This window comes from Actinopolymorpha rutila, assembly GCF_013407855.1.
GTDB lineage: Bacteria > Actinomycetota > Actinomycetes > Propionibacteriales > Actinopolymorphaceae > Actinopolymorpha > Actinopolymorpha rutila.
In genome coordinates this window covers 599,318-624,701 of the sequence record NZ_JACBZH010000001.1, presented here as the reverse complement: position 1 = coordinate 624,701, position 25,384 = coordinate 599,318, and the positions used below count along the sequence as shown (strand labels likewise).

Here is a 25,384-nt window from a genome sequence, read left to right as displayed (position 1 = left end):
ACGTCACCTTGCCCTTCGTACGGCCCGCAGCGCACAGCGTCACTGACCGGCGGCGTCGCGGATCCCGCGCGCTGCCAGCAGGTGGTAGAGCAACAGCAACTGCGTGATGGCCAGCGGCTCGCTGCGTTCGCCGTTGCCGATGTCGCCCAGCGTCTCCGGCGGGACGCCCGCGTCGACGCCGAGTTGCGCCCACAGCACCTTCTCCACGATCCGGCTCTCCTCGCGCGGGACGTAGCCGTGGATGTGGAGTACGTCGACAGGCCGACCTTCGTCGCGGCACAGCCGAAGGTGGATCGCCCGCTGGTCGCGTTCGGCCAGCGAGCCGCTCAGGTCCGGGTGACGGATCGTGGGACGCAACATGAGCTCGGCCGACAACGGCGTACCCGGCGGGTCGTCCCGCCCGGCGACCGGAGCGAACCGCACCACGATGTCGGCGAACGCGCGTTGCGGGCGGATGTAGGCCGCCGACTCCGGCTCCCGGTCGACGAGTTCGGCCAGCACCTGGTCGGCGGTGTAGCCGCGCCTGCTGGTGTCCCGGCGTACCTTCCACTGCCGGCGGATCTCCTCGGGCGGGTCGAGGTAGGCGGTGATGTCGAAGCAGGCCCGCATCAGCCGGGTGTGCAACGGCAGCAGGCCCTCCACGATGACGAACTCCTTCGGCCGCACGAGCATCGGCCGGGTGAGCTCGCCGGTGGAGTGGTCGTAGACCGGCTTGAGGATCGGCTGCCCGGTGGCCAGCAACTGCAGGTGCTGCTCGATGATCTCGACGTAGTTGCAGTCCGGATGCAGCGCGGTGAACGGCTTGGATCGGCGTTCCACCCGGTCGTAACGGTGATAGTCGTCGACGCAGATCGTGGTCACCCGGTCCGGGCCGAGCGCGTCGGCGAGCCCCTTGGTGAGCGTGGTCTTCCCGGCCGCGCTGTCACCGGCGATCCCGATCATGATCGGCTGTCGCACCGGCGCCTGGTCGTCGCGGACTCGGTGCATCCGGATCAGCTTGTGCGGCATGTCCTTTCCCTCCCCTCAGCGAACGGACGTGTCGCCACCGCCGGGACATGCCGCCAGTCAGTGCGTTCGACCCGGGGACCCGCACCATGTCCGCATAGCGACACGGGGTCCCTTCGTCCGCCTGCCCGAAACCGTAGGGCGGGCCGGGCGCGGGCGGCATCCCCCCGCCGAGGGGCGGCCGGGGTGAGGACCGTGGGCGCCGCGGGCGGGTGCCGCCGAGTGAACGCGAAAGGTCCCTGGTGCCCGGTGCCGGCAGTCCCGGTGACCCCGGACCACCGGCTGCGGAGCCGAGGTCACTCCTACCCTCGGTGCATGGACAGCCGAGCCGGGGGCGGCAGTCGAACCGTACGCGGGCGGGCGAATCCGCCCGGGCGTACCAAACCGCAGTCCACACAGGAGTCGAAGGCGGAATCCAAGCCGGAATCCAGGCAGGCAGCCCAGAACAGGCAGGCGGCGAACGGCCGGCCGCTGCGGATCATCCTGGTCGACGACCACGAGATGGTCCTGGAAGGGCTGAAGGCACTGCTCGCCCGGTTTCGCGGCCGGGTGCGGATCGTGGCGCAGTCGGTGAGCGCGGACGCGGCCGAGCCGATGGTCGCGGCACTCGACCCGGACCTCGTGGTCTCCGACGTACGCCTGCGGGGATCGGTGAGCGGGCTGGACCTGTGCCGGCGCCTGGTCGAGACCACGCCCGGTCGCCGGGTGGTGCTGCTCAGCGCGTACGACGACGAGCAGTACCTCTTCCAGGCGCTGCGCGCCGGCGCGGCCGGTTACCTGCTGAAGTCCATCGACCGGGAGGAACTCGTCCGGATGCTGGAGCGGGCCGCGCGCGGGGAGACCGTGGTCGACCCGAGCATGGCCGGCCGGGCGGTCGCGTCCGCGGCACGGCTGCAGGCCGGGGAGTTCTGGCCGGGCGCGCACCTGGGGCTCAGCCAGCGCGAGAGCGAGGTGCTCGGATTCCTCGTCGCCGGGCTGTCCAACCGGGCCATCGCCGGCAAGCTCGTCCTGGGCGAGGAGACGGTGAAGACGCACGTCCGTTCCATCTTCCGCAAGCTGTCGGTGAACGACCGGGCCGGCGCGGTCGCGGTCGCCCTGCGCGAGGGGATCTTCCGGTGACCGGCCGCGCACTCGGCCTGCCCGACGCGGCGTCGGAGAACGCCCTGCTGGTCGGCATCATCGAGGCCATCTCGGCCGGCCCCGAACTCGAGCTGCTGGCCGCCCGGGTCGCTCCCCTGATCGTCGCCGCGACGGCCACCGACGAGTGCTTCGTGCACGTCCTCGACGACACCGAACAGTCGCTGACGCTGACGGGTGCGACCCCGCCGTTCGACCAGGAGGTGGGGCGGGTCCGGCTGCGGCTCGGCGAAGGTGTCACCGGCTGGGCCGCCAGCCGGCGCGAGCCCGTCGTCATCGTGGAGGGCAAGGCGAACGACCCGCGCTACCGCTACTTTCCGGAGCTGCGCGGTGAGGAGTACACGTCGATGGTGTCGGTGCCGATGGCGAGCTCGCCCGGCGGGCTGGTCGGCGTACTCAACGTGCACACCCGGCAGCGACGGGAGTTCACCGAGGCCGACGTACGACTGCTGACCTCGATCGGCAGCCTCATCGCGGGCGCGGTGCACCAGGCCCGGCTGCACCGCCGGCTGGCCGCCCGCGAACGCGCGCACGAGCGGTTCGCCGAACAGGCGGTCGCCGCCCAGGAGGCCGAACGCCGCCGGCTGGCCGCCGACATCCACGACGGCATCACCCAGCGGCTGTGCAGTCTGCGGTTCCACCTGGACGCGGCGGCGGAGGCGCTGACGGAGGAGCCGGCGTTCGCGACCGAACAACTCGTCCTGTCCCGGCGGCTCACCCACCTGGCGATCGACGATGCCAGGGCGGCCATCAACGGACTACGCCCGCCGGTGCTGGACGACCTCGGCCTGGCCGACAGCCTGGCCAGCCTTGCCCGCGCCGTCGCCGGAGTCGACGTGCTCGTCGAGGTGGACCGGTGCGCGCTGCCCGAGCACGTCGAGATCGCGTTGTACCGGATCGCGCAGGAGGCGTTCCAGAACGTCGTGAAACACGCCGGGGCGAGCAACGTCCGGCTGAGCCTGCGGCGTTCGGGACCGGAGGTGTCGCTGGAGGTCAGCGACGACGGGCGGGGCTTCGAGCTGCTCGCCGACGACCCGCCCGCGGCCACAGTCGGACCCGACGGCGGCGGCTACGGCCTGGGCAGCATGGCCGAGCGCGCCGAACTCATCGGCGGACGGCTCGACGTCCGGTCCGTGCCCGGCCGGGGCACCACCGTCCTCGCCCGGGCAGCCGTCCAGCCGCAGTAGGGGTCCGGGGGTCCGGGGGCCCGGCCGCGGCCGGGCGGGACGGTCAGTCGCCGTAGGGCCGGGCGTCGCGGCCGGCCCGCAGGGTGAAGGCCCACCAGGCGAGCTGGTCCAGCAGCACCTTCGCGGCGAGTTCGACCGCGCCCGGTTCGATCGGCTCGCCCTCGCTGTCGAACCTCGTCCGTGCCTGGTGGAAGCTCACCGTCTCCCGCACGGTCACGGCGTGGAGTTCGGCGAAGACCTGGCGAAGCTGCTCGGCCGCGCGCAGGCCGCCGGACACACCGCCGTACGTCACGAAGCCGACCGGCTTGGCCCGCCACTCGACCCGGACGGTGTCGATCGCGGTCTTCAGCGGGCCCGGGTAGCCGTGGTTGTACTCCGGCACGATCACGACGTACGCGTCCGCGGCGCCGATGCGCTCGGTGAACCCGCTGCCGTCCCGCGGCATGCCGTGGTCGGTGAAGTCGGCGAGGTCGAGGACGTCCACCACGACGTCGCCGCGGCGTTCGACCTGACCGAGGAACCAGTTCGCGACCACCGGCGCGAACCTGCCCTCCCGTACGCTGCCGACGATCACCGCGAGCTGGAACTGGCCTTCTGGCACAGGGATTCCCTTCGGATCGGCTCGGGCACCCGGTCCGGAGGGCGCCCGACAACCAACCTAAGACCTGAAGTAATGTTCAGATCAACGTCGAGCGGTCCGTGGAGGTGGCCAACTTGGACGGAGTGCCCTGGGACCAGAAGGAACTCTCGGTCGGACAGCTCGCCGAGCGCAGCGGGGTGGCCGTGTCCGCGCTGCACTTCTACGAACGCCAGCAGCTGATCACCAGCAGGCGCACCAGCGGAAACCAGCGCCGCTACCGCCGCGACACCCTGCGCAGGATCGCGCTGATCCGGGTGGCCCAGCGGGTCGGCATCCCGCTCGCCGACATCCGCGCCGCGCTGGCCGAGCTACCCGACGGGCGTACGCCGAACCGCGAGGACTGGGCCCGGCTGGCGCGGCGCTGGCGGGCCGAACTCGACGAACGCATCCACCGGCTGACGCAACTGCGGGACGAGTTCGCCGACTGCGTGGGCTGTGGGTGCCTGTCGCTGGACCGGTGCGTCCTGGCCAACCCGTACGACCGGCTGTCCGATCACGGCCCCGGGCCACGCCGCGTTCTCGAGTCCTGACCAGGCCTGATCCCCGCGGAAATTCCGTGGCGCTCGCCGTGCGCGCCTTGCAGGCTTGGCGCTCATGGACACCCTGATGCGGCGATGGTGGACCGAAGACCCGGCCAACCCGGACGTCACCAGCGCCGACGATCCGGACGTACGCCGGTTGCTGCGCACCGTCGCACCCGGGTCGGCGGCGACCGACCTCGGCGGCTGCTTCAGTCTCAACCTGCATCTGCACGACCTCGGACAGGTGCTCCGGGTGCAGCAACCGTTCGTGTCGCGCGACCGGGTGCTCGCGATGCGTGAGATACGCCGGAGGCTGGTCGCACACGGACTGCTCGCCGCCGAGCCGGTGCGCTGGCGCGACCGGGAGCTGCTCACCTGCCGTGGCCGCTGGGCCGAGCTGGAAACCTTCGTCCCACACGCGAAACCCGAGGCGACGTGGGAGTCGTACCGCTGGATGTACCGCGCGATGGGCGAACTGCACCGCGCGCTCCGGGATGTCAACGCGACCTTGCCCAGGCCGATGGTGGCGACGTACGCCCCGCCGAGCTCGCTGCGCCGGTGGCTCGCCGTCACCGAGGCCGCGGTGCGGCACGATCCGGGAGCGAGTGACGTCACCGCGTCGCTGCGCCGGATGCTGGCGAAGCTGCGTACGCAGTGGGTGCCGGCGACAGCACTGCCCAACCAGGTGGTGCACGGCGACGTACGCCTGGGCAACGTCGGGTTGGCGCCGAGCGGTGAGTCGGTCTACCTGGACTTCGGATTCGCCGCGAACCGCCCGCGGGTGCACGACCTCGCGTACTCGCTGGCGTGGGTCATCCTGCGGCCGGACTCGTCGGGATCCGGGGAGACCTTCGACTGGTCGATGCTGCCCAGGTTGCTGGGCGAGTACGAGGAGGGCGCGCGGACCCGGCTCACGCCGCTCGAACGCCAGGCGCTGGGGCCGTACGTCGCGACGGTGCCGATGTACCACGCCGCGATGGCGGGGTACGACACCGACCCGATCGCCAAGCTGCGCGAGGAGACCGGCTTCCTGCGGATCGCCTCGTGGCTGCTGGACAACCCCGAAGCCACCCGCGGGTGAGCTCTCGATCGCCGGTCAGGGGTGGGAGCCGGCGACCGACAGGTCGGCGAGTCCAGCCTGACCACGGTGCCAGTCCCCGACGAGCACCGACACGTAGTGCGCGGACGCGGAGAACGCGAAGGACCTGGCGTGCTGCCCGTCCGAGGTGTCGGCCACCCGCGTCCAGGTGGTCCCGTCGGTGGACACCTCGATCGCGTACGAAGGGACGGTCGCGGAGGTCCACCGCACCGTCGCACCCCGCACGTCCTCGTCCGCGCCGAGGTTGACGACCAGCCGCCGGTCGCCGGCACCGGGAACCCACGCCGTACGCGCGTCGGCGTCCACCGCGCGGTCGGGGTCGCTCATCCCGGGCGGCAACGGCGAGGAGGGATAGGTGATCCGGTCCCGGGCCAGGTCTGTCGTCGGCGTCAGGACTCCGGTCCGGAAGCGCACCTCCCGGGACCGGCCACTCGGCACGCTGACGGCCGAACGCTCACCGGTCGACACCGACGTCAACATCATCTTGACAGCGGGGCTGCCCGCCGGATTCGTCAACCGGACAAGGTGGGAGTCGACCACTTCCGCGACCAGACCGGCAGGCACCTGCTCACCCGACTGGGGCGCCGAGAGGCGGAAGCGCGGCGCCTGCACGGCTGCCGTACCCGCGGCCAGGCCGACGTCGTACGTCAGACCGGTCGTGGTCGTCACCTGCCGGCCGAGGTAGAGCGTGCGGGCGTTGCCACCCTGCGGCACCGTCAAGGCCACCTTGTCGACGGGAACCGAACCCAGGTTGAACAGACTCAGGTAGCCGTCGCTCGACGCCGAACGCACAGCAGCTGGGCCACCGGAGGGCTGCGGTGCTGCGGCCAGCCGGGCGGTCTGTTCCGCCGGCTGCGCCGGGAAACCCTGTACGACCATGCCCGCGGCGCCGCTCGCCGGACCGTGGGACAACGCGACACCGGTCGGCGAGACCGCGATCGGGTTCGTGCTGCCCCGGACGACGAAGCCGGCGCGCCCGTCGACGTTCAGCCACGACCTGCCCACGTCCTGCCACCTCGGAACGCTCGTCACCGTACCCCAGTTCTGCCCGTCGTCGGAGACCTCGATCCGGTAGCTGATCGGCCAGGCGTCCTCCTGCCACTGGATCGTCACGCGGGACACCGTTCGCGAGGCGCCCAGGTCGACCGCGAACCAGCCCTTCATCGTCGGGCGTTCGGCAGCGGAGTTCGCCCATCGGGTGGCCGGGTCGCCGTCGACCGCCTTCGCCGGCACCGACGCCTCGCCGTAGCTGGAGGACGCGGTGGCCGGCTGGTTCAGCGCCAGGTTTGCCTCCGAGGAGGGCCCGCGCACCTCGAACTCGTACATCGAGTATCCCCACTGCGAAGCGGCCTGCACCCCCGTCATCCGCACGTAGCGCGCCTGCGTCGGGACGAAGGCAAGTTGCTCGGTCCCGCCGCCACCGAGCCCGTCCGGCGCCAGCGTCGTGCTCCCGGTCGATGTGGTGAACGTCCGGGCGCCGTCCAGCCCGGGCACCCCGGGCATGTCGAGGTTGCGCAACCGCAGCGACCCCTCGTCGTCGCCGGTCCCGGTGGTGGCGTAGACGACCGAGCCGTTCGGGAGCGTGGTGTAGCCCGCGTAGGAATCACCCCGCCGCACGACGGTCGCGGTCGCGTCCACGCCGTCGCGCAGCCGTGTGTACGAACGCGAGGTGTGTTCGTCCACCGCGGTCACCGACGGCAGGAACGACGGCGCCTTGGCGCTCACGTCGAACAGCCAGTCGTCGTGCTGCGGGAGGTACGCGAACTTCACGTACCCCGGCTTGGTCACCGCCGACATCAGCGCCGCCGGTGACTGCTGGTTGACCAGGCCGGGCACGTCGCCGAAGTCGGTGACCTTCGACGCCCGCGCGAAGTACTCCTGCTCACTCACCGGCGCCACGTCGCCGGCCAGGTGCGCGCGCCAGTAGTGCAGGAGGTACGACATGGCGACCTCGGCCCGCGCCTCCGTCTCGTACCCCGTCCCCCGCCGGAACTTCACCAGCATCCCCGCCGGCGGGTACTCCACGTACGGACCGAGCCGGGCGGCGAGCATGCGCTCGGCCCGGGCCGCCATCCGGTCGCCGGTGACCATGGCGCGGTAGGTCAACGGGATCAGGCTGCGTCCGTAGAAGTGCACGCGGTCGCCGACCATCAGCTCGGCCGGCACCCCGGCGTCGGTGCCCAACTGGTTCAGCACACCCAGGATCTCGTCGTTGCTGGGCAGCGTCTGCTGACTGACCGGGACCGGCTGCCCGGCGATGAGGTACTGCACGACGTTACGGCCGGGGTAGGTGGCGGCCGACTGCTGGTACATGCCGTTCCAGCCACCGTGGTTCTCACTGGTGAAGGTGTCGAAGATGTTCTGTGCCCCCGTCCACTCCGACACGGGTTTGCCCTCGACCACCGTCGGGTTCACCCGGTCGGCGACCGGGAGGCCGTCCATGTTCAGGGTCCAGCGGTTCAGCCACTCCCGCCAGTGCGCCTGGTCGGCGTCGCCTGGAAGGAACGCGTCGGCGGCGGCCAGCATCATCGTGCGGGCGCCCATCTCCTCCAACTTGGTGTCGCCGACGTACCCGCCTCGCAGGCCGTTGGTGGTGCCGCCCTCCCGGTCGGGGTCGCCGGGTTCGGCGCCCACGTCCACGAGGTAACCCGCCTCCCCACGCAGGATGGTGTCGACACCGGCGCGGGTACGGTCGTCGAGGTCGGCCCACATCAGGTGCGCGGCGGCGACGAGGTACGCCTCCATGGTCGCGTCCCAGTAGATCCGCGCGCCCCACGTCCCGTGCGCGGGGTCGACGAACCTGTTCGCGGCGACGGCGGCCTCGAGACCGCGGATCGTGTGATCGCGCAGCACCTCGTGGGAGACCCCGGCCACGGACGCGTCGTACGTCCCGAACCTCAGCAGGACGGCGTTGCCGAGGACGCCCACGACGTCCCAGTTCTCGATGCCGTACGTGCCCTGCTCGGCGTTCCAGGTGCTCTCCTGGAAGCGGGTGTTGCGCAGCAGCAGGTGGTAGTACGTACGAGCGAGGTCGTCCTCGGACCCGCTCGGCAAGGTCGAGGCGGTCGCGGCGGTCGCGGCGGTCGCGGCGGACGCGGCGGACGAGGTGATGGAGCCGGTCGAGGTGGTGGCGCCGGAGGCCGGCCGCACGCGGGTGGCGGCACCGAGCGGTACCACGAGGGCCAACGCGACGACGGCGACCGCGAGACGGGCGAGACGACTCATGCGGATCCCTTCCGCCACCCGGGCGTACCACCAGGACGTACGCGCCGGGCGCTCAGGATTGGGAGAGCGCTTGCCGAGCAGACGCGATCGTAACCAGTGGCGTACCAAAATAAGTCGTACTTCTTGCCCGAATGGACAAATCTGGCCGCGGGCCGACCCGACCGGCCCGACCTCACCGGTTGCGCATCGACCCGCGGCCGGGAATCACTCGCCGTTGAAGTCGGCGATGGCCGCCTCCCACTGCTCCAGCGCGCGTTCGACGGTGCTGCGCGAACCCGACGGCAGCCAGTGGTTGGCCCGCTTGATGCCGGCCTCCTGCATGCGTTCGAGCACTGCCGGGTCGGCCGGCGCGGAGAGCATCTGCACCGCGACCGGGCGCTCGGCGCGGTTGCGCAGCTCGGCGACCCGACCGAAGATCGCGTCGCCGGAGTAGTTGGGGAACCACTCGTCGCCGAAGGTCAGCACCCGGTCCAGGACGGTCGGGCCGTCGCCGCCGACGAGCACCGGCGGGTATGGACGCTGCGCCGGCTTGGGGTAGGACCAGATGCGGTCGAACGTCACGAATCGTCCGGCGTACGACGCCTCCTCTTCGGTCCAGATCGCCTGCATCGCCTCGACGCGCTCGCGCAGGACGGCCATCCGCTGCTTCGGGTCGGTGCCGTGGTGGCGCATCTCCTCGCGGTTCCAACCCGCGCCCACGCCGAACTCGAAACGGCCACCGGACAGGTGGTCGATGCTGGCGACCTCCTTCGCGGTCACGATCGGGTCGCGCTCGATGACCAGGCACACGCCGCTGCCGATGCGCAGGCTCGACGTCGCCTCGGCAGCCGCGGTCAGCGCGACGAACAGGTCGTAGCAGTGCCAGTACTTCGTCGGCAGCGGCTCACCTGCCGGATACGGCGACTCGCGGCTGGCCGGGATGTGCGTGTGCTCGGCGAAGTAGACGGCGCTCTGGCCGCGCTCCTCGAGCATCCGCGCCAGGGGGCCGGGTCGCATGGCGTCATGTGTCGGGAAGTAACCCACTCCGAAGTCCACCTGATCTCGATACCCCGTGGGGCCGGTCGCATGTGTGCGGACACGCCGGTGTTTCCCGGCCCCGATCACTCCCGGACGCGGGCGTCGACCGTGGATCCGACGCAGGAAGCGACACGGAAACCGGGTGGACACGCCTGCGAAGATCGTCGGGGTCCGCGGCGATCGGGCGGGCACGAGTCGAGAAGGCCACAGGAGATCTGCCGATGACCAGGGTTGACGCGTTCCGCGCTGCTGTGGACGCTTCGGTGTACTCGGTTCGACGCGCCTGGGGTTACGCTCCGACCTGGCTGCTGAGGGTGATCGTCGGTTACCTGGTACTGGCAGTCACCCCCGCCGCCCAGGTGCTCGTGGTTTCCTGGCTCGTCGAGACATCAGGGGGTACGCCGCGCGAGTTCGTCCCCCCGCTCGTGGTGCTGACCGTCCTGCTCGGTCTCGGGCAGGCGATGGAGCAGAACACGAACCTGATCGGTCAGCGGACGGCGAACCGTCTACGTGCCCGCTATCAGGACGAGCTCATGCGGGCGGTTGCAGCGCTTCCGCCGCAACGCGTCGGCCAGGCGCAGACCAATGCGACCATTCAGGGCTGCCGTAGTTCACTGCCCGACCTGGGCAGGTTGGCGAGCTCGGTGGTGGCGTCGGCGGGCGCACTCGTCACCGCCGCCGCGCTGTGCGTGTCGGTCTGGAGGATCAGCCCCGTCGCGGGCGTCCTGGTGGTCGCCGCGCTCCTTCCCAACCTGCTGGTGTTCGCCTGGGACGCCAAGATGCAGGACGCGGCGTTCGTTCCGTACGGGGAGTGGGAGAGGCGTTCGGAGTACGCCGTCGAGCAACTGGTCGGGCAACGCACGGCCACCGAACTGGCGACCCTCGGCTCAGGTGCCGTCGTGGCGGAGGTGGCCGACACTCGCCGCAGGACGGCCAATGCGATTCTCGACCGCATCCTTGTTCTGCTCACGCGTACCGGGACCATTTCCGGTGGCGGCACCGCGATATTGCTGGGCGGAGCGCTGGCCGGCGTGGTCGTGGGAGGATCCGGAGGCGCGGGAATCGCCGCGGGAATCGTCGGCGTTCTGTCCGGAGTGGCGGCCACCAGGTCCGCGGGGTTTTCCTTCGGCGACCTGATCTCGTTCGCCCCGAAGGTCCGCGCATACCGTCAGTTCGTGGAGTCTGTTTCACACTCGGTGGACACCCAGATCCGATCCGACGCCCAGAGCGTCGACGCGCGCCGTCTGACCGTCACCTATCCGGGCTCGACCGAGCCGGCGATCAGGGAACTCTCGTTCTCTGCGGAGAAGGGCCAGATCATTGCGCTCGTCGGAGTGAACGGTGCGGGTAAGACGACCGCGATCAACACGGTTCTCGGACTCCTCGAACCCGATGCCGGAGTGGTCGCGGTCGACGGCGTGGACGCCACAGCCCTGCCGCTGGCGGCACGTCTCGGCTACTTCGGACTGCTCACGCAGGAGTTCGGCCGCTACGAATTCACTGTCCGGGACACCATCAGAATCGGCCGACCGGACGGTAAGGCGACCGACGACGAGATCTGGCAGGCCCTCGACTCCGCTCACGCCGGAGATTTCGTCCGAAGGTTGGGCGACGGACTCGACACCCAACTCGGCTCGCAGTTCGGAGGGGTCGGCCTCTCGGGCGGTCAGTGGCAACGACTCGCCCTCGCGCGCATCTACCTGCGCGACGCTCCGATCTGGATTCTCGACGAACCCACGTCAGCCATCGACGCGGAGGCGGAGCAGCAGATCTTTGCCGAGCTACAGCGGACCAGATCCGACCGGATCACGATCGTCGTTTCGCACCGTGCGTGGACCCTCAAAGGCATGGACCACATCTACGTCCTGGACGAAGGTCGGATCGTCGAACACGGAACCTACGAGCAGCTGATCACCCAGCAGCGTCGCTTTTCGCAGATCTTCGCGGAGCAGGTCGCCTGACCGTCCGTGCGGGTCGCCTACCGCTGCCGCCGATCGGGTCGGCTTGACGAGCTGACATTCCATGCACACAATGTCAGCATGTCGAAGCGAGCGCCGAGCAGGAAGACGTCCGAGACGGAGCGGGGCCCGGAGACCGGGCCGGCGGGTGACCGGAGTGCCGGCGACGACTCCGAGGACGCGCGGCTCGACCCGATCCTGACCGCGGCCTACACCTGCTTCACCCGGCACGGTGTGCGCCGCACGACGATGGACGACATCGCCCGGGAGGCCGGGATGTCCCGCCCGGCGGTCTACCAGTACGTCCGCAACAAGGAGGACGTGTTTCGCCGGCTCACCCGCCGGCTGCTCGCGCAGACCCTGGCCGACGCCCGCGCCGGGCTGGAGTCCAAGGACGAGCTCGCCGACCAGCTGACGTCCGCCCTGGAGGCGAAGCTCCGGCTGACGCTGCGGTTGTGGCAGGACAGCCCGGCACATGCCGCCGAGCTGCTGAGCGTGGACGCCCGCACGTCGGCCGATCTGATCAGCGAGTACGAGCAGGCGATGCGTGACCTGCTCGCCGGCGCGGCCGGTCGTGTCGTGCCGCCCAGGGCCGACGCCGAGGAGTTCGCGGACCTGCTGCTCGCGTTCACCCGGGGCCTGGAGGCCGACCTTTCCGACCACGCCACCCCGGTCCGGCGACTACGTCACGGGGTGCAGTTGTTCGTCGCGGGACTGGACCACGCCCGCACCAACCCTCTGGAGTCCGTATGACAACCCCGTCCGAGCACACCGCCGGCTCCGGCCGGGCCGCCGACGCGAAAACCACGGCGGTACTGATCACCGGAACTTCCTCCGGCATCGGCCGGGCCGCCGCGCTCCGGCTGGCCCGCCGCCCCGATCTGACCGTCTACGCCACCGCCCGGCGCACCGACTCCATCGCCGACCTCGCCGCCGCCGGCGCCCACGTGCTCGCCCTCGACGTGACCGACGAGGCCTCGATGCGGGCCGCCGTCGAGGAGGTCGAGGCCGCACACGGGTTCGTCGGCGCGCTGGTCAACAACGCCGGCTACGGCGCCTACGGCACCGTCGAGGAGACCGACCTGGACGCCGTGCGACGGCAGTTCGAGACCAACGTCTTCGGGCTGGCCCGGATGGCCCAGCTCGTCCTGCCGGGCATGCGGCGCGCGGGTCGCGGCCGGATCGTCAACGTCGGCTCGATGGGCGGCCGGCTGGTCTTCCCGGTCGGAGGCTACTACCACGCCAGCAAGTACGCCGTGGAGGCGCTGACCGACGCGCTGCGGTTCGAGGCCGCGCCGTTCGGGGTCCGGGTGAGCCTGGTCGAGCCGGGCCTGATCCGCACCGGCTTCGCCGCCACCGCGTCGGGAAATCTCGCCGGGCAGGCCGCGCCGTCCGGGCCTTACTCCGCGCTCAACCAGTCCGCCGAACACCAGATGGCGCAGGGCTACCGCTCTCCTCTGCTGTCGGCGCGGCCCGAGGCGGTGGCCCGGGTGATCGACCACGCGGTCACCAACTCCCGGCCGCGCACCCGTTACGTCGTCACCCCCGCGGCCAAGCTGCTCGTGCACACCCGGCGACTGCTCGGCGGGCGGGCGTTCGACGCCATCCTCCGCACGCAGTTCCGCACGGCCTGAGGCTGCTCCGGTGGCGGCCCAGGCGTCAGGCGCGACGCAGGCGGACGGCGGTGAGCTTGTACTCCGGGCAGGACGTCACCTCGTCCACCTCGGAGGAGGTGAGGAGGTTCGCCGGCACGTCCGGGAAGGCGAACGTCAGGAACACCTCGCCCACCGCCACCTCGTCGGTCACCCGGGCCGGAGCGGTCACCATGCCCCGCCGGCTGGTGATCTCCACCGGGTCGCCCTCGCCGACGCCCAGCCGCCTCGCGTCGTCGGGGTGGAGGTCGAGGTGTTCGCCGGGCACCAGCGCCAGGTTCGGCGTACGCCGCGTCATCGTTCCGCTGTTGTAGTGCACCAGCCGCCGGCCGGTGATCAGGGCGTAGGGGAAGTCGGCGTCGGGCGGCTCGCCGGGTGGCAGCCACGGGCGGGCCGCGAGGTGCGCGCGCCCGTCCGGAGTGGCGAACGCCGTTCCGTACAACCTCGCCTCGCCCGGGTCGTCGAGTCTCCGGCACGGCCAGTGCAGCGCACCCTCCCGGTCGAGGCGTTCGTGGGAGATGCCGGCGAACACCGGGGTGAGCTCGGCACACTCGGCCAGCGCGGCGGCCGGATCGGAGCAGCCGAGATCGACGCCGAGCGCGTCGCCGACGGCCCGCAGCACGTCGAAGTCGGTGTACGCCTGGCCGGGCGGGTCGAGCGCCGGCCGGACCCGCTGAAACCGCCGGTCGAAGTTGACGAACGTGCCGTCCTTCTCCAGAAACGAGCTGCCCGGCAGCACCACGTCGGCGACCTGCGCGGTGGCGGACGGGAAGATCTCCTGGCTCACCACGAAGTCGCACGCGTCGAGTGCCGCGCGGACGTGCCCGGAGTTGGGGTCGGTCGCCAGGATGTCCTCGCCGAACACATACATCGCCCGCACCCGCCCGGCCAGAGCGGCGTCGAACATCTCCGGAATCCGCAAGCCCGGCCGTTCGGGTACCGGCGTCCCCCACGCCGCCGCGAACCTCTCACGTACCAGCGGGTCGTCGACCCGCTGGTAGCCCGGTAGCACGTCGGGCAGCGCGCCCATGTCGGAGGCGCCCTGCACGTTGTTCTGGCCCCGCAGCGGGCTGACGCCCATTCCGTGCGGGGTCCCGACCGCGCCGCGCAGGATCGCGAGGTTGGCGAGGGTGCGTACTCCGTCGGTGCCGTGCACGTGTTCGGTGATGCCGAGCCCGTAGACGATCGCCGGCCGCCGCGCGGTGCCGTACGCCTCGGCGGCCGCGGCCAGCGCGTCCGGCGGGACGCCGCTCAGGTCGGCCACGCGGTCGGGCGGGTAGTCGGCCAGCAGTTCCCGCAGTTCCTCGACCCCGTCCGCGCGGGCCGCGAGAAACTCCTCGTCCACGAAGCCGCGGTCGAGAAGCAGCCGGGCAAGTCCGTTGAACACCGCCACGTTCGACCCGGGCCGACCGCGCAGGTGGACGTCGGCCAGCCGGGCCAGTTCGGTCCGCCTCGGGTCGACGACCACCAGCCGGGCACCGCGCAGGGCCGCCTGCACGATCCGCGCGCCGATCACCGGGTGAGCCTGGGTGACGTTGGCGCCGGCGACGAGGAGGCAGTCGGCGACGTCGAGATCCTCGGCGGGGTTGGTCCCGCCGGCCAGCCCGAAGCTCGCGATCAGTCCGGCGGCCGAGGGCGCGTGGCAGATGCGGGAGCAGTTGTCCACGTTGTTGGTGCCGATGGCCGTCCGCATCAGCTTCTGCAGCAGGTAGTTCTCCTCGTTGGTGGACCTGGCCGAGGAGATCGCGGCGATAGCGTCCGGCCCGTGCCGGTCGCGGATCCGGGCCAGTTCGCGGCCCACCACATCCAGCGCCTCGTCCCAGGTGGCGGGTTCGAGCCGGTCGCTCCGCCGCACCAACGGGGTGGTGAGCCGGTCCGGGGAACGCACGAACCCGTACGCGAAGCGGCCCTTGACGCAGGCATGGCCGCGGTTGACCGGGCCGTCCGGGGCCGGAGTGACGGCCAGGATGCCGGTGTCGCGGGTGTGCACGTCCAGGGTGCAGCCCACCCCGCAGTAGCCGCAGGTGGTCCGGGTGACCAGGTCAGAGGCGCGGTCACCGGCGGTCCGGGTGAGAGGGGTGCGGGCGGCGGGAGTGCGGGTGGTGGGCGCGGTCCCCGCGGTGGCGTACGACGTGAGCACGGAGACCGGCCCGCTCAGCGCGCCGCTCGGGCAGGAGTCGACACAGCCACCGCAGGACACGCAGGCCGACTCCACCCACGGCCCGCCGGCGCCGGCCGCCACGACGGTGTCCGCGCCCCGGCCGGCCATGGTCAGGGCGAAGGTCCCCTGCACCTCGTCGCACATCCGTACACACCGGCCGCAGGCGATGCACAGGTCGGCGTCCAGCCGGACGTACGGGTGGGAGTCGTCCCGGCCCAGACCTCGGCCGGCCAGGTCGAACGCCGCCGGCTCCACGCCGAGCCGCGCGCACACATCCGTGAGTTCGGTGGGCAGTTCCAGCGCTCGTTCGGGGATCCGCTCGACCATCAGCTCCAGCACCCGGCGAACCATGGCGGCGACCTCGCGGTCGTCGGTCCATACGTCGACGTTCTCCTCGGCCGGGGTCGTGCACGCGGCGGCCACGCCTCGGCCGGTGCGCACCAGGCACACCCGGCAGGCACCCGACGGTGCCATCCGGTCGTCGAAGCAGAGCGTGGGCACGTCCGCGCCGACCGCGCGCACGGCGTCCAGCACCGTCGCGCCTTCGGCCACCTCTACCGGCGCCCCGTCGACCCGCAGCCGTACGACGTCCCGCCCTCGCCCTTCGGTCCCCGCGCCGCCGGTCACGACAACTCCTCCGCGTACACCCGGCGCAGGCCGCGCACGACAGCCGGAAGGCGGGAGCCGAACGGGCACAGGCTCGCGCTCTCCATCGTGTCCAGCAGGGCGTCGTCGCGGGCGGCCGCCTCGGGCCTGCGTTCACCGATCCGGGTCCCCTCGCGGCAGGGCGTGCACGTGCCGCAGCTCTCCCGCGCGCCGAACTCCCACAACGCCCGCAGCAGGTCGCGCGGGTCCACCTGGTCGTCGACGGCGACCAGGCTGCCGTGCCCGGGCGGCGCGCCGGCCTCGGCGAGGGCGGCGCCCAGCAACGGCAGGTCGAGCTGGTCCGGGCCGAGGAAGCCGCCGAGCGGTCCGCCCACCTGGAGCGCACGCAACCGGGCACCCCGAGCCAGTCCGCCACCGAGGCCGAGCACGATGTCGCGCAGCGGCGTGCCCAGCTCCACCTCGTACAAACCGGGCCGCAGAAACCGCTCGTTCAGGCAGACCAGCAAGGTGCCGGTCTCCGGCGGCACACCGCGCGCGGCGTGTGCCCGCCCGCCCTCGGCGACGATGGCCGGGACCGCCGCCAGCGTCTCCACGTTGTTCAGCGCGGTGGGCCGGCCGAGCAGACCGTAGTCCGTGGGGTACGGCGGACGTGGGCGCACCGTGGCCCGCACCCCCGCCAGCGACCGCAGCAGGGAGGTCTCCTCCCCCGCCAGATAGGACCCGGCACCGGAGACGACCGTGAGGTCCAGCCGAACGCCGGAGCCGTGCGGGTTGTCGCCCAGGTGCCCGTCGGCGTACGCCTGGGCGACCGCCTCGCCGAGCCGGTCGAAGGCGCGCGGGTACTCCGACCGTACGTACACGAACCCCCGCTCCGCACCGCAGGCCAGAGCGGCGAGAGCGAGCCCCTCCAGCAGCCGCCCGGGGTCCTCCTCCATCAGCACCCGGTCGGAGAAGGACCCCGGGTCGCCCTCGTCGCCGTTGGCGACGACGTAGCGCTGCGCGGGCGGGGTGTCCGAGCCCGCCACCGCCCGCCACTTGTGTGCGGTCGGAAAGCCCGCACCGCCCCGGCCGCGGAGTCCGGCGGTCGCCACCTCGGCACGGATCCGGCTGGCGACCGTGGCCGGCCCGCCGTCGGACCGGACGGCCGCCAGGATCCGCGGCCACACCTGCCAGGACGGCTCCTCGCCGACGACACCGCGCAGGACGACGGGTGGAGCGGCGGCACGGACGACGGGTTCGGGTGCCCGGGGCGGCGCCTCCCCGGCGAGCTGCGCTGCGAGGTCGGCGCCCGCGCGAGGCTGGTCGCCGTCCAGCGCGGCCGGACCCGTGTAGCAGTACCCCAGGCAGTGCACCTCCTGCAGCGACACCCGCCCGTCCGCGGTGCACTCCCCCGGGGGTACGCCGAGCACGCGGGACACCTCGGCGACGTGCCGGCCACCGCCACTGGCCACGAAGCAGGCGGTGCCCGCGCACACCCGCACGTGCCGGGCGCCCTGACGGCCGCGGAGGTCGGCGTAGTAGCGCGCGGCGCCGTGCACGGCGGCCACCGGAAGGCGCACCTCGTCGGCGACGGCGCGTTCGTCGTCGGGGGTGACCACACCGTGCGAGGTGCGCGCCGCGCGCAGCCGGGTCAGTCCGTCGTACGCCGGTCCGCCGGTGCGGCGTTCCAGCCCGTCCAGCGACGCCCCGGTCGGCGCGGTCGGCCCGTGGTCCGCTCCGCCCTCGACCGCCCGCGCGGCACCCTCGTGCACCTCGTCCCTGCGACCCTCGCCATCACGCACGCAGCCCTCATGCCCGGCGGCGACCGGTGAGGAACCGATCCAGCCGAATCGCGACGTACCCGGCGAACGACACCACGCACACCACCGCCAGGTCGGGCAGGGCCACGGGTTCGGTGCCGAGCAGGTCGCGCAGCAGCGGGACGTACACCCCGGCCGCCTGCAACCCGAACGCGACCACGACGGCCAGCAGCAGAAACGGGTTGGTGAGGGTGCCGGGCCGGGCCCGCGAGCCCAGGCCGATCCACAGCTGCGTCGCGCCCAGGGTCAGGAACGCCATGCTCTGCCAGGGCCGCCCGGTCGGGTGCGCCCACACCGCCACCCCGAGCGTCACCGCGGCGACCACGACGGCCAGCCGCACCACCCGCTGCCACAGCCCGGCGCCGAGGATGCGTTCGGCCGGTGGGCGCGGCGGCGAGCGCATCAGGTCCCCCTCGGCCGGCTCGGCGCCGAGTGCCACGCCGGGCAGGCCGTGGGTGAGCAGGTTGACCCACAGGATCTGCGCGGGCAGCAGCGGCAGGGGGAAGCCGAGGAACGGACCCGCCAGCATCACCAGTATCTCCGCGGCACCGCCGGCCAGCCCGTACGCCAGGAAGCGTCGGACGTTGGCGTAGATCCGCCGGCCCTCCTCCACCGCGGCGACCAGGGTGGCGAGTTCGTCGTCGGCGAGCACGAGGTCCGCCGCCTCGCGGGCCACCTCCGTACCCCGCCGGCCCATGGCCACGCCGATGTCGGCGCTGCGCAGGGCCGGCGCGTCGTTCACGCCGTCGCCGGTCATCGCGACCACCTCCGAGCGGTCGCGGTACGCGTGGATGATGGCCAGCTTCTGCTCCGGACTGGTCCGGGCGAACACCCGCCCGTCCTCGACGCCGGCCCCCTCGACGCCGACCCCCTCGCCACCGGCCCCCTCGCCACCGATCCCCTCGATCCCGGGCCCCTCGATCCCGGGCCCCTCGATCCCGACCTGGCGGGCGATCGCGTGCGCGGTCACGGGGTGGTCGCCGGTGATCAGCACCGCCGCGATCCCCGCCTGCCGGCACGCGGCGATGGTCGCGGGCGCCGAGGCTCGCGGCGGGTCGGCGATGGCGACCAGGCCCAGCAGGCGCAGGCCCTCCTCGAGTTCGGCCTCCCAGGCGACCGGGCCGCCCGATGGCGGAAGCGTGTCGCGTTCGGCGATGGCGACGGCGAGCACACGGAAGCCCTCGGCGGCGTACTCCTCGGTCCGCCCGGCGGCGCCGCCCAGCACGCCGGCGCCGTCGGCCACCAGCGGATTGCGCAGGAGCACCTCGGGCGCGCCCTTGCAGATGACGACGTACGACCCTGGCCCGCGACGGTGCACGGTCGTCATCCGCTTGCGTGCGTTGTCGAACGGGATCTCGCCCACCCGCGGCCACGCACGCTCCAGCCCGGCCCGTGTCAACCCCAGCTTGCCGCCGGCCGCGAGCAGCGCCGCCTCGGTGGGATCGCCTGCCGCGCTCCAGGAGTCGGAGCCGGTACGCGGAGGCAGCAGGCTCGCGTCGGTGCACAGGACGCCCGCCCGCAGCAGGGCCACGACGTCGGGCACCTCCGACGGATCCACCGGCCGGCCGTCCCGGAGCAACGTGCCCTCCGGCGCGTACCCGGTGCCGGTCACCTCCACCTCGGCCGCGTACGTCCACAGCCGCTGGACCACCATCGCGCCCTCGGTGAGGGTGCCGGTCTTGTCGGTGGCGATCACCGTCACCGAGCCGAGCGTCTCCACCGCCGGCAGCCGGCGCACGATCGCGTTCCGGCGGGCCATCCGGCGCGCGCCCAGGGCCAGCGCCAGCGTCACCACCGCGGGCAGCGACTCCGGCACCGCGGCGACCAGCAGGCTGATGCCGGTGAGCACCATCAGCTCCAGTGGCTGGCCCCGCACCAGGCCGAGCACCAGGACCACGACGCACAGGACGGCCGCACTGATCGCGAGCACCCGGGCCACTCCGGCCAGCCGGCGCTGCAACGGCGTACGAACCGGCTCGGCCGCCATCAGCGCGGCCACCCGCCCCATCGCGCTGGCCGTACCCGTGGCGGTCACCACCGCGAGCCCCCGCCCACGCACCACGACGGTGCCCGCCGACACCTCGTCGCCGGACTCCTCGGTGGAGGCCGCGGCCTTGTCCACCGGGACCGCCTCCCCGGTGAGCATGGACTCGTCCGCGGCGAACGCGACCGCCTCCACCAGCCGGGCGTCCGCGGGTACGACCTGGCCCTCCGCGAGCACCAGCAGGTCGCCGGGCACCACCTCCGCGGCCGGTACCTCCCGCTCGGCACCGTCACGGACGACCCGCGCCGACGGGGCGGCCAGCGCGGCCAGCTCGGAGATCGCCTGGTCCGCGCGTACCTCCTGACTGACCCCGACCGCCGTGTTCATCACGATCACCAGCACGATGACCGCGGCGTCGGAGATGTCCCGGGTCGCGATGGTGAGGACCGCGGCGACCAGCAGCACGACGATCAGCGGGTCGCGCAGCTGGGCGGCGAGCCGGCGGTGCAGCGGCACCGGCGGGCGACGGGGCGGGGCGTTCGGGCCGTACCGCTCCAGCCGGGCCGCGGCCTCCGCCTCGGTCAGCCCGGTCTGGTCCACAGTGGTGGCGTACCCAACGAACCCTGGGATCAGCGCTCCCGCTGCGCACCGGACATGGCTTACCGTTTGCTCTGTGACCGGTGGGGGCCGGCTGGGGCGGGGACGGTGGACGGAGTACGCATGGAGCCAGACCGGTCGGCGACCACGGTCATGCCGGACGAAGCCGGGCAGCCCGGGCAGCCCGGGCAGCCCGGGCAGCCCGGGCAGCCCCGACAGCCTGGGCAGACCGTCCCGACCACCCAGACCGTGCGCGCCGTCCTCACCGACGGACGGGTCGTCGAGCTGCGTCCCCTCGGGCCGGACGACCTCGACGACCTGCTGCGGCTGCACCAGGACCTCCCCGAACGCGACACCTACCTGCGGTTCTTCACGACCCACCCGGTCGGTCTGCCCGAGTTGCTCGGTCCGCTGGTCCGGCCCGGCGACGCCCACCGGGTCACCGTCGGCGCGTTCGCCGGACCGACTCCGGGACAGACCCTGATCGGCGCCGCCCACTGCGAGGTGCTGTCGGACCCGGCCGAAGCCGAGGTCGCGATCGTCGTCGACCACCGGCAGCAGGCGCACGGCCTGGGCACGCTGCTGCTGGAGCACCTGGCCTCCGCGGCCCGGCGGCGCGGGGTACGGCGGTTCGTGGCCGAGGTGCTCACCGAGAACGCCGCCATGGTCAGGGTCTTCCGTGACGCGGGGCTGCCGATGACGATGCGGCTGGCGGGTTCGTCGTACCTCGTGACTCTGCGGCTCACCGAGGACGGCGCGGGCGACGCGGGCTACGCGAGCTACGCGGCCGCCGTCGGTGAGCGGGAACGCCTCGCCGACGTCGCCAGCCTGAGCGCCCTGCTGCGGCCCAGGTCCGTCGCGGTCGTGGGCGCCAGCCGGCGGCCGGACGCGGTGGGGCACGCCGTCCTGGCCAACCTGCTGGCCGGCGGCTACACCGGCACCGCCCACGCGGTCAACCCGCACGCGGACGTGGTGGCCGACGTGCGGTGCTTCCCCTCCGCACGCGACCTCCCGGCGGGCGTCGACCTGGCCGTCCTGTGCGTTCCGGCCGCGGCGGTCGCGCAGGCCGCGGAGGAGTGCGGTGAACGCGGCGTCCACGCGCTGGTCGTCGTCACCTCCGGCGTGACCGACCATCCGGAACGCGCGAACGCGTTGCGGGCGGCGGTGCGCAAGTACGGCATGCGGATGGTCGGCCCCAACTGTCTCGGCGTGGTCAACACCGCCGAGGACGTCCGGCTGAACGCGACGTTCGCCCGCGGACCGGCGCCCACCGGGCGGGTCGGCGTCGTCACCCAGTCCGGCGGGGTGGGGATCGCGTTGCTGGAGCAGTTCGCCGCGGTGGAGCTCGGCGTCTCCAGCATGGTGTCGACCGGCGACAAGTTCGACGTGAGCAGCAACGACCTGTTGATGTGGTGGCAGCGCGACGACGCCACGGACCTGGCCGTCGTCTACGTGGAGTCGTTCGGGAACCCGCGCAAGTTCGGGTTGCTGGCGCGGGCACTGGCCGCGCGCAAGCCGGTGTTGGCGGTACGAACCGGCACCAGCGAGGTCGCCCGGCGGGCCGCCGCCTCGCACACGGCCGCGTCCGCGACCCCGGCGGTCAACCGGGACGCGTTGTTCGACCAGGCCGGTGTACTCGCGATGGACAACCTCGGCGACGTCGTGGCCACCGCCTGCGTGCTGAGCTGGCAGCCGCTGCCCACCGGCAACCGGGTCGCGGTGATCGGCAACGTCGGCGGGATCGGCGTACTCGCCGCCGACGCCTGCGCGCGCCAGGGCCTCACCCTCCCCGAACTCAACGAGGTCACCCGCGCCGAACTCCGCTCGCTGCTGCCGCCGACCGCGAGCCTGCGCAACCCGGTCGACACCACCGCGGACGTCCCCGACGAGATCTTCCATCGGTGCGTACGGGCCGTGCTCGACGATCCGGGCGTGGACTCGGTGCTGGTGCTGACGGCGCCGACCGCGGTGACCGATCCGCTGCCCAGGCTGGCGGACGAGGTGCCCTGGGAGCTGGGCCTTCCGGTGGTCGCGGTCCGGGTCGGGCAGACGGCGCTGGTCGACGCGCTGCATCCCACCGACCCCACCGCGGGGCGGCCGGTGCCGGTGTTCAGCGACCCCGCGAATGCCGCCGTCGCGCTGGGCAAGGCGGTCCGGTACGGCAGCTGGCGCAACCGCCCGGCCGGGACCGTGCCGGACCTTCCGAACATCGACGTCGACGCGGCCCGCGCCCTCGTGGCGGAGTTCCTCACCGCGCATCCGGACGGCGGCTGGCTGGACCCGGAGGGCGTGGTCATGCTGCTCGGGCACGTGGGCCTGCCGGTCGCCGGCGTCCGGGTCGCCCGGAACGCCGACGAGGCGGTGATGGCGTTCCACGAGGTGGGCCGGCCGGTGGCGCTCAAGGCCGCCGCGGCGGACGTCCTGCACAAGAGCCGGGCCGGCGGGGTCCTGCTGAACCTGTCCGACGAGGCGGGCGTACGCGACGGTTTCGGCGTACTGCACAGGCGTTTCGGGTCGGCACTGACCGGCGTCGTCGTTCAGCCGATGGCCGCGCCCGGGCGCGAACTCCTGGTGGGGGTCAGCGGCGACCCGATGTTCGGCCCGCTGGTGGCGTTCGGGCTGGGCGGGGTGGACACCGACCTCATCGGCGACCGTACGCACCGGTTGGCGCCGCTCACCGACCTCGACGCCCGCGAGATGCTGACCGCGCTGCGAGCGGGGCCGGCGTTGTTCGGGGAACGCGCCGACCCCCGGCTGGACACCGACGGCATTGTCAACGTGCTGTTGCGCGTGGGCCGGCTCGCCGAACTCGTGCCCGAGGTCGCCGAACTCGACCTGAACCCGGTCGTCGCGACCACCAGCTCGTGCGTGGTGGTGGACGCGCGGGTTCGGCTCGCACCGGCCGAGCCCGGCGACCCCTTCCTGCGCAGGCTGCCCACCTGACCGGCGCGCAGCCTGCGCTCTTCGGTTCAGCCGGCGTACGCCCGGATGATCGTCTGGCGTACAGAGCCGGCGTGTCCGTCGGCGGCGACCGCCCGCAGCGAGACGTACCCCGGCTTCGACGGCCGCGGGACCCGGGCGAGCCAGTCACCCTCGTGCGCGGTCGGTGCGACGGCGACCTGGCGCCAGGTGTGGCCGTCGTCGAAGGACGCCGAGACGCTCAGCTTCTGCCGGCCCGGGCGTTCCGCACCCGGCTGGCGTTCCACCGTCACGTGCATCGCGGAGCCACCCGGCAGCAGGTGGTTTCGTGCGTCCACTCGCGGGTGGAACCGGATCGCGGAGACCGGCAGCGCGCGGGGCGTTCCATCCGAAACGGCCGCCGACCGGAATGTCCAACTGGTGTCGATGCGAGGGGAGAACTCCAGGAACGCCGGCGGGTGCGTCACGGTCGTGTCCAACCGGTAGGTCGCGTCCTGCGCGGGCACGCTGAAGGTGGCGGAGCCCCGCGCGTCCGACGTGCCGACCTTGGCGCCGTTGCGATACAGCGTGGTCGAGCCGGTGATGGCGCCGGCCTCGCCCGGGTGACCGTCGCCGTCGACGTACATCGGCACGTCGACGTCGATGCCGGCTGCCGTGCGGGCAACGCCCGGTGCCTGTCCCGGCTGCGGCCGAAGGAACGCCGGCCCGAGGACCGCGGCACCCCAACGGTCACGGTAGTCACCACCTGGCTGGAAGTGGCGCACCTGCGGAGTGGTCCGGGACACCAGCGCACCCGCGTCCCCCCAGATGTCACCGAACAGCGTTTCCCAGCCGACGCCGGTGGAGTAGTACTCCGTGAGCGTGGCCCCTTCGCGGGTGACGTGCTCCAGTCGCACACCCTCCACACCGTGGAGGCTGTGCGCCAGATAGCCCTTGTACACATACCCGAACCTGTCCAGGGTCTGCTGCGTGGACCGCACCCGCGCCAGGTCACCGCGCGCCGGCGCCTTGGACAGGCCGTTGAAGAAGCCACCCTCGGAGAACCACGACAGCATGTAGGCGTATGGGCTGGACCGGAAGTCACCGTCGGCGTCCGGCCGGGCCCACACGCCCTCGATCTCAGCGGTGAAAAGGTTCGCCGGCGCGGACGGGCCGATCTGCGCGGTGTGGAGGTGAGCGAGGCTCTGGAACTCGCTGATGGCGCCGCGGTCGCCGACGCTCACAGCCACGTTGACGTTCTCGATCCGGGCCGAGGAATCCGGAACCCGCACCGACACCGGGCGGGCGGCCCGGGCGTCCAACACCAGCCTGGTGTCCCTGCCCACCGTCAGCAGTGGCTGGGCCAACACGGCTTCGTCGGGCTCGCCTCCGCCCTTTGCGGGGGTGGTGATGTCCGCGGTCACCGCGTACCGTACGGCGGGCAGGTGCAGGGTCTGCCCCTGCACCGAGCGCCTGGTCGTCCTCGAAATCAGTGTCCAGGCCGTAGACCGAGACGGAGGCGTCCTTCGCCGGGAGGCCGTTCCGGTCGAGCACCCGGGCGCTGACGTCGAAGTTTCGCACCTGGTCGACCGACGCTGCCGGTCTGCTCGTCGCGGCGGCCACCCCCGCGCTCAGTGCAGCCGCGGCCAGCAACGCCACCGGCGTTCGCTTCCGGTTCATTCTCTTCTCCCCGTGTGAAAGCGTGTCTCCCCGTGTGGACACGTTCTGCTCCTCGGACGCGGGCTCGGGCCGATCCATTGCTTCGTACGGGAGGAAAATCCGGCAACGGCCGGCCGTGCGTGTGCGACGCGAGTGACCGGTCGATGTCCTAGGGTCGATGGGATCGACGGGATCGATGGGATCGACGGGATCGACGGAGTCGACGGGAAGTACGCGGC

Annotated in this window: 16 protein-coding genes; 8 read left to right on the top strand and 8 right to left on the bottom strand. The window is 72.5% G+C overall.

All coding sequences use genetic code 11. The annotated features are described in order from the left end of the window. Positions 1 to 39: 39 nt before the first annotated feature. Positions 40 to 1,008 (bottom strand): phosphoribulokinase, encoded by a 969-nt coding sequence (locus tag F4554_RS02610; RefSeq protein WP_179785888.1) that lies wholly within the window; start codon positions 1,006 to 1,008, stop codon positions 40 to 42. Between the two features lie 312 nt (positions 1,009 to 1,320). Between F4554_RS02610 and F4554_RS02605 the strand changes: the two genes are divergently transcribed. Both F4554_RS02605 and F4554_RS02600 read left to right on the top strand, forming a co-directional pair. Next, positions 1,321 to 2,124 carry a response regulator gene (locus tag F4554_RS02605; protein WP_179785887.1) on the top strand — a complete coding sequence of 268 codons (804 nt, stop codon included), beginning with the start codon at positions 1,321 to 1,323 and terminating at the stop codon, positions 2,122 to 2,124. Then, positions 2,121 to 3,329, top strand: a complete 1,209-nt coding sequence (locus F4554_RS02600) for a GAF domain-containing protein (RefSeq protein WP_179785886.1) — start codon at positions 2,121 to 2,123, stop codon at positions 3,327 to 3,329. The genes F4554_RS02605 and F4554_RS02600 overlap by 4 nt, the downstream gene beginning before the upstream one ends. 43 nt (positions 3,330 to 3,372) lie before the next feature. On the opposite strand, the gene F4554_RS02595 is transcribed toward F4554_RS02600, so the two are convergent. Next, a complete protein-coding gene (locus F4554_RS02595) occupies positions 3,373 to 3,930 on the bottom strand; it encodes an NAD(P)H-dependent oxidoreductase (protein ID WP_179785885.1) in 558 nt (185 codons plus the stop codon). Between the two features lie 122 nt (positions 3,931 to 4,052). Between F4554_RS02595 and soxR the strand changes: the two genes are divergently transcribed. Together soxR and F4554_RS02585 are read left to right on the top strand one after the other, a co-directional pair. Next, entirely contained in the window at positions 4,053 to 4,499 is a 447-nt protein-coding gene (gene soxR, locus F4554_RS02590; protein ID WP_425546749.1) for a redox-sensitive transcriptional activator SoxR, read from the top strand. A gap of 64 nt (positions 4,500 to 4,563) precedes the next feature. Further along, positions 4,564 to 5,571, top strand: a complete 1,008-nt coding sequence (locus F4554_RS02585) for a phosphotransferase enzyme family protein (RefSeq protein ID WP_179785883.1) — start codon at positions 4,564 to 4,566, stop codon at positions 5,569 to 5,571. A gap of 15 nt (positions 5,572 to 5,586) precedes the next feature. On the opposite strand, the gene F4554_RS02580 is transcribed toward F4554_RS02585, so the two are convergent. Next, positions 5,587 to 8,814, bottom strand: a complete 3,228-nt coding sequence (locus F4554_RS02580; protein WP_179785882.1) for a discoidin domain-containing protein — start codon at positions 8,812 to 8,814, stop codon at positions 5,587 to 5,589. 204 nt (positions 8,815 to 9,018) lie between these two features. Continuing rightward, positions 9,019 to 9,810, bottom strand: a complete 792-nt coding sequence (locus F4554_RS02575) for an LLM class F420-dependent oxidoreductase (RefSeq protein ID WP_202889113.1) — start codon at positions 9,808 to 9,810, stop codon at positions 9,019 to 9,021. A 242-nt stretch (positions 9,811 to 10,052) separates the two neighbouring features. Here F4554_RS02575 and F4554_RS02570 point away from each other — a divergent pair, with 242 nt between their 5' ends. The 3 genes from F4554_RS02570 (at position 10,053) to F4554_RS02560 (ending at position 13,423) form a co-directional block, all read left to right on the top strand. Then, the gene (locus F4554_RS02570; protein ID WP_179785880.1) at positions 10,053 to 11,792 is read left to right on the top strand and encodes an ATP-binding cassette domain-containing protein; all 1,740 of its coding nucleotides are present in this window, start codon (positions 10,053 to 10,055) and stop codon (positions 11,790 to 11,792) included. Between the two features lie 78 nt (positions 11,793 to 11,870). Further along, complete coding sequence (locus F4554_RS02565; protein ID WP_179785879.1) at positions 11,871 to 12,542, top strand: TetR/AcrR family transcriptional regulator; 672 nt, start codon at positions 11,871 to 11,873, stop codon at positions 12,540 to 12,542. After that, positions 12,539 to 13,423 (top strand): oxidoreductase, encoded by an 885-nt coding sequence (locus F4554_RS02560; protein ID WP_179785878.1) that lies wholly within the window; start codon positions 12,539 to 12,541, stop codon positions 13,421 to 13,423. Before F4554_RS02565 ends, F4554_RS02560 begins: the two co-directional genes overlap by 4 nt. Before the next feature lie 25 nt (positions 13,424 to 13,448). Here the strand turns inward: F4554_RS02560 and fdhF are convergent, their stop codons facing one another. The 3 genes from fdhF to F4554_RS02545 are packed head-to-tail and all read right to left on the bottom strand — an operon-like array spanning position 13,449 to position 20,591. Beyond that, on the bottom strand, positions 13,449 to 16,229 hold the full coding sequence (gene fdhF, locus F4554_RS02555; protein WP_179785877.1) for a formate dehydrogenase subunit alpha: 2,781 nt from the start codon (positions 16,227 to 16,229) through the stop codon (positions 13,449 to 13,451). Then, a complete protein-coding gene (locus F4554_RS02550; RefSeq protein ID WP_202889112.1) occupies positions 16,226 to 17,989 on the bottom strand; it encodes an NAD(P)H-dependent oxidoreductase subunit E in 1,764 nt (587 codons plus the stop codon). Before F4554_RS02550 ends, fdhF begins: the two co-directional genes overlap by 4 nt. 7 nt (positions 17,990 to 17,996) lie before the next feature. Continuing rightward, positions 17,997 to 20,591, bottom strand: a complete 2,595-nt coding sequence (locus F4554_RS02545) for an HAD-IC family P-type ATPase (RefSeq protein WP_202889111.1) — start codon at positions 20,589 to 20,591, stop codon at positions 17,997 to 17,999. A 120-nt stretch (positions 20,592 to 20,711) separates the two neighbouring features. Here F4554_RS02545 and F4554_RS02540 point away from each other — a divergent pair, with 120 nt between their 5' ends. Further along, on the top strand, positions 20,712 to 23,531 hold the full coding sequence (locus F4554_RS02540) for a bifunctional acetate--CoA ligase family protein/GNAT family N-acetyltransferase (protein ID WP_202889110.1): 2,820 nt from the start codon (positions 20,712 to 20,714) through the stop codon (positions 23,529 to 23,531). Between the two features lie 26 nt (positions 23,532 to 23,557). On the opposite strand, the gene F4554_RS02535 is transcribed toward F4554_RS02540, so the two are convergent. Continuing rightward, on the bottom strand, positions 23,558 to 24,952 hold the full coding sequence (locus F4554_RS02535; protein ID WP_179785876.1) for a hypothetical protein: 1,395 nt from the start codon (positions 24,950 to 24,952) through the stop codon (positions 23,558 to 23,560). Positions 24,953 to 25,384: the final 432 nt, after the last annotated feature.

Coding starts and splice junctions, on each gene's coding strand:
- F4554_RS02610 (WP_179785888.1), bottom strand. CDS start 1,008: ATGCCGCACAAGCTGATCCGGATGCACCGAGTCCGCGACGACCAGGCG.
- F4554_RS02605 (WP_179785887.1), top strand. CDS start 1,321: ATGGACAGCCGAGCCGGGGGCGGCAGTCGAACCGTACGCGGGCGGGCG.
- F4554_RS02585 (WP_179785883.1), top strand. CDS start 4,564: ATGGACACCCTGATGCGGCGATGGTGGACCGAAGACCCGGCCAACCCG.
- F4554_RS02580 (WP_179785882.1), bottom strand. CDS start 8,814: ATGAGTCGTCTCGCCCGTCTCGCGGTCGCCGTCGTCGCGTTGGCCCTC.
- F4554_RS02575 (WP_202889113.1), bottom strand. CDS start 9,810: ATGCGACCCGGCCCCCTGGCGCGGATGCTCGAGGAGCGCGGCCAGAGC.
- F4554_RS02570 (WP_179785880.1), top strand. CDS start 10,053: ATGACCAGGGTTGACGCGTTCCGCGCTGCTGTGGACGCTTCGGTGTAC.
- F4554_RS02565 (WP_179785879.1), top strand. CDS start 11,871: ATGTCGAAGCGAGCGCCGAGCAGGAAGACGTCCGAGACGGAGCGGGGC.
- F4554_RS02560 (WP_179785878.1), top strand. CDS start 12,539: ATGACAACCCCGTCCGAGCACACCGCCGGCTCCGGCCGGGCCGCCGAC.
- F4554_RS02540 (WP_202889110.1), top strand. CDS start 20,712: ATGGAGCCAGACCGGTCGGCGACCACGGTCATGCCGGACGAAGCCGGG.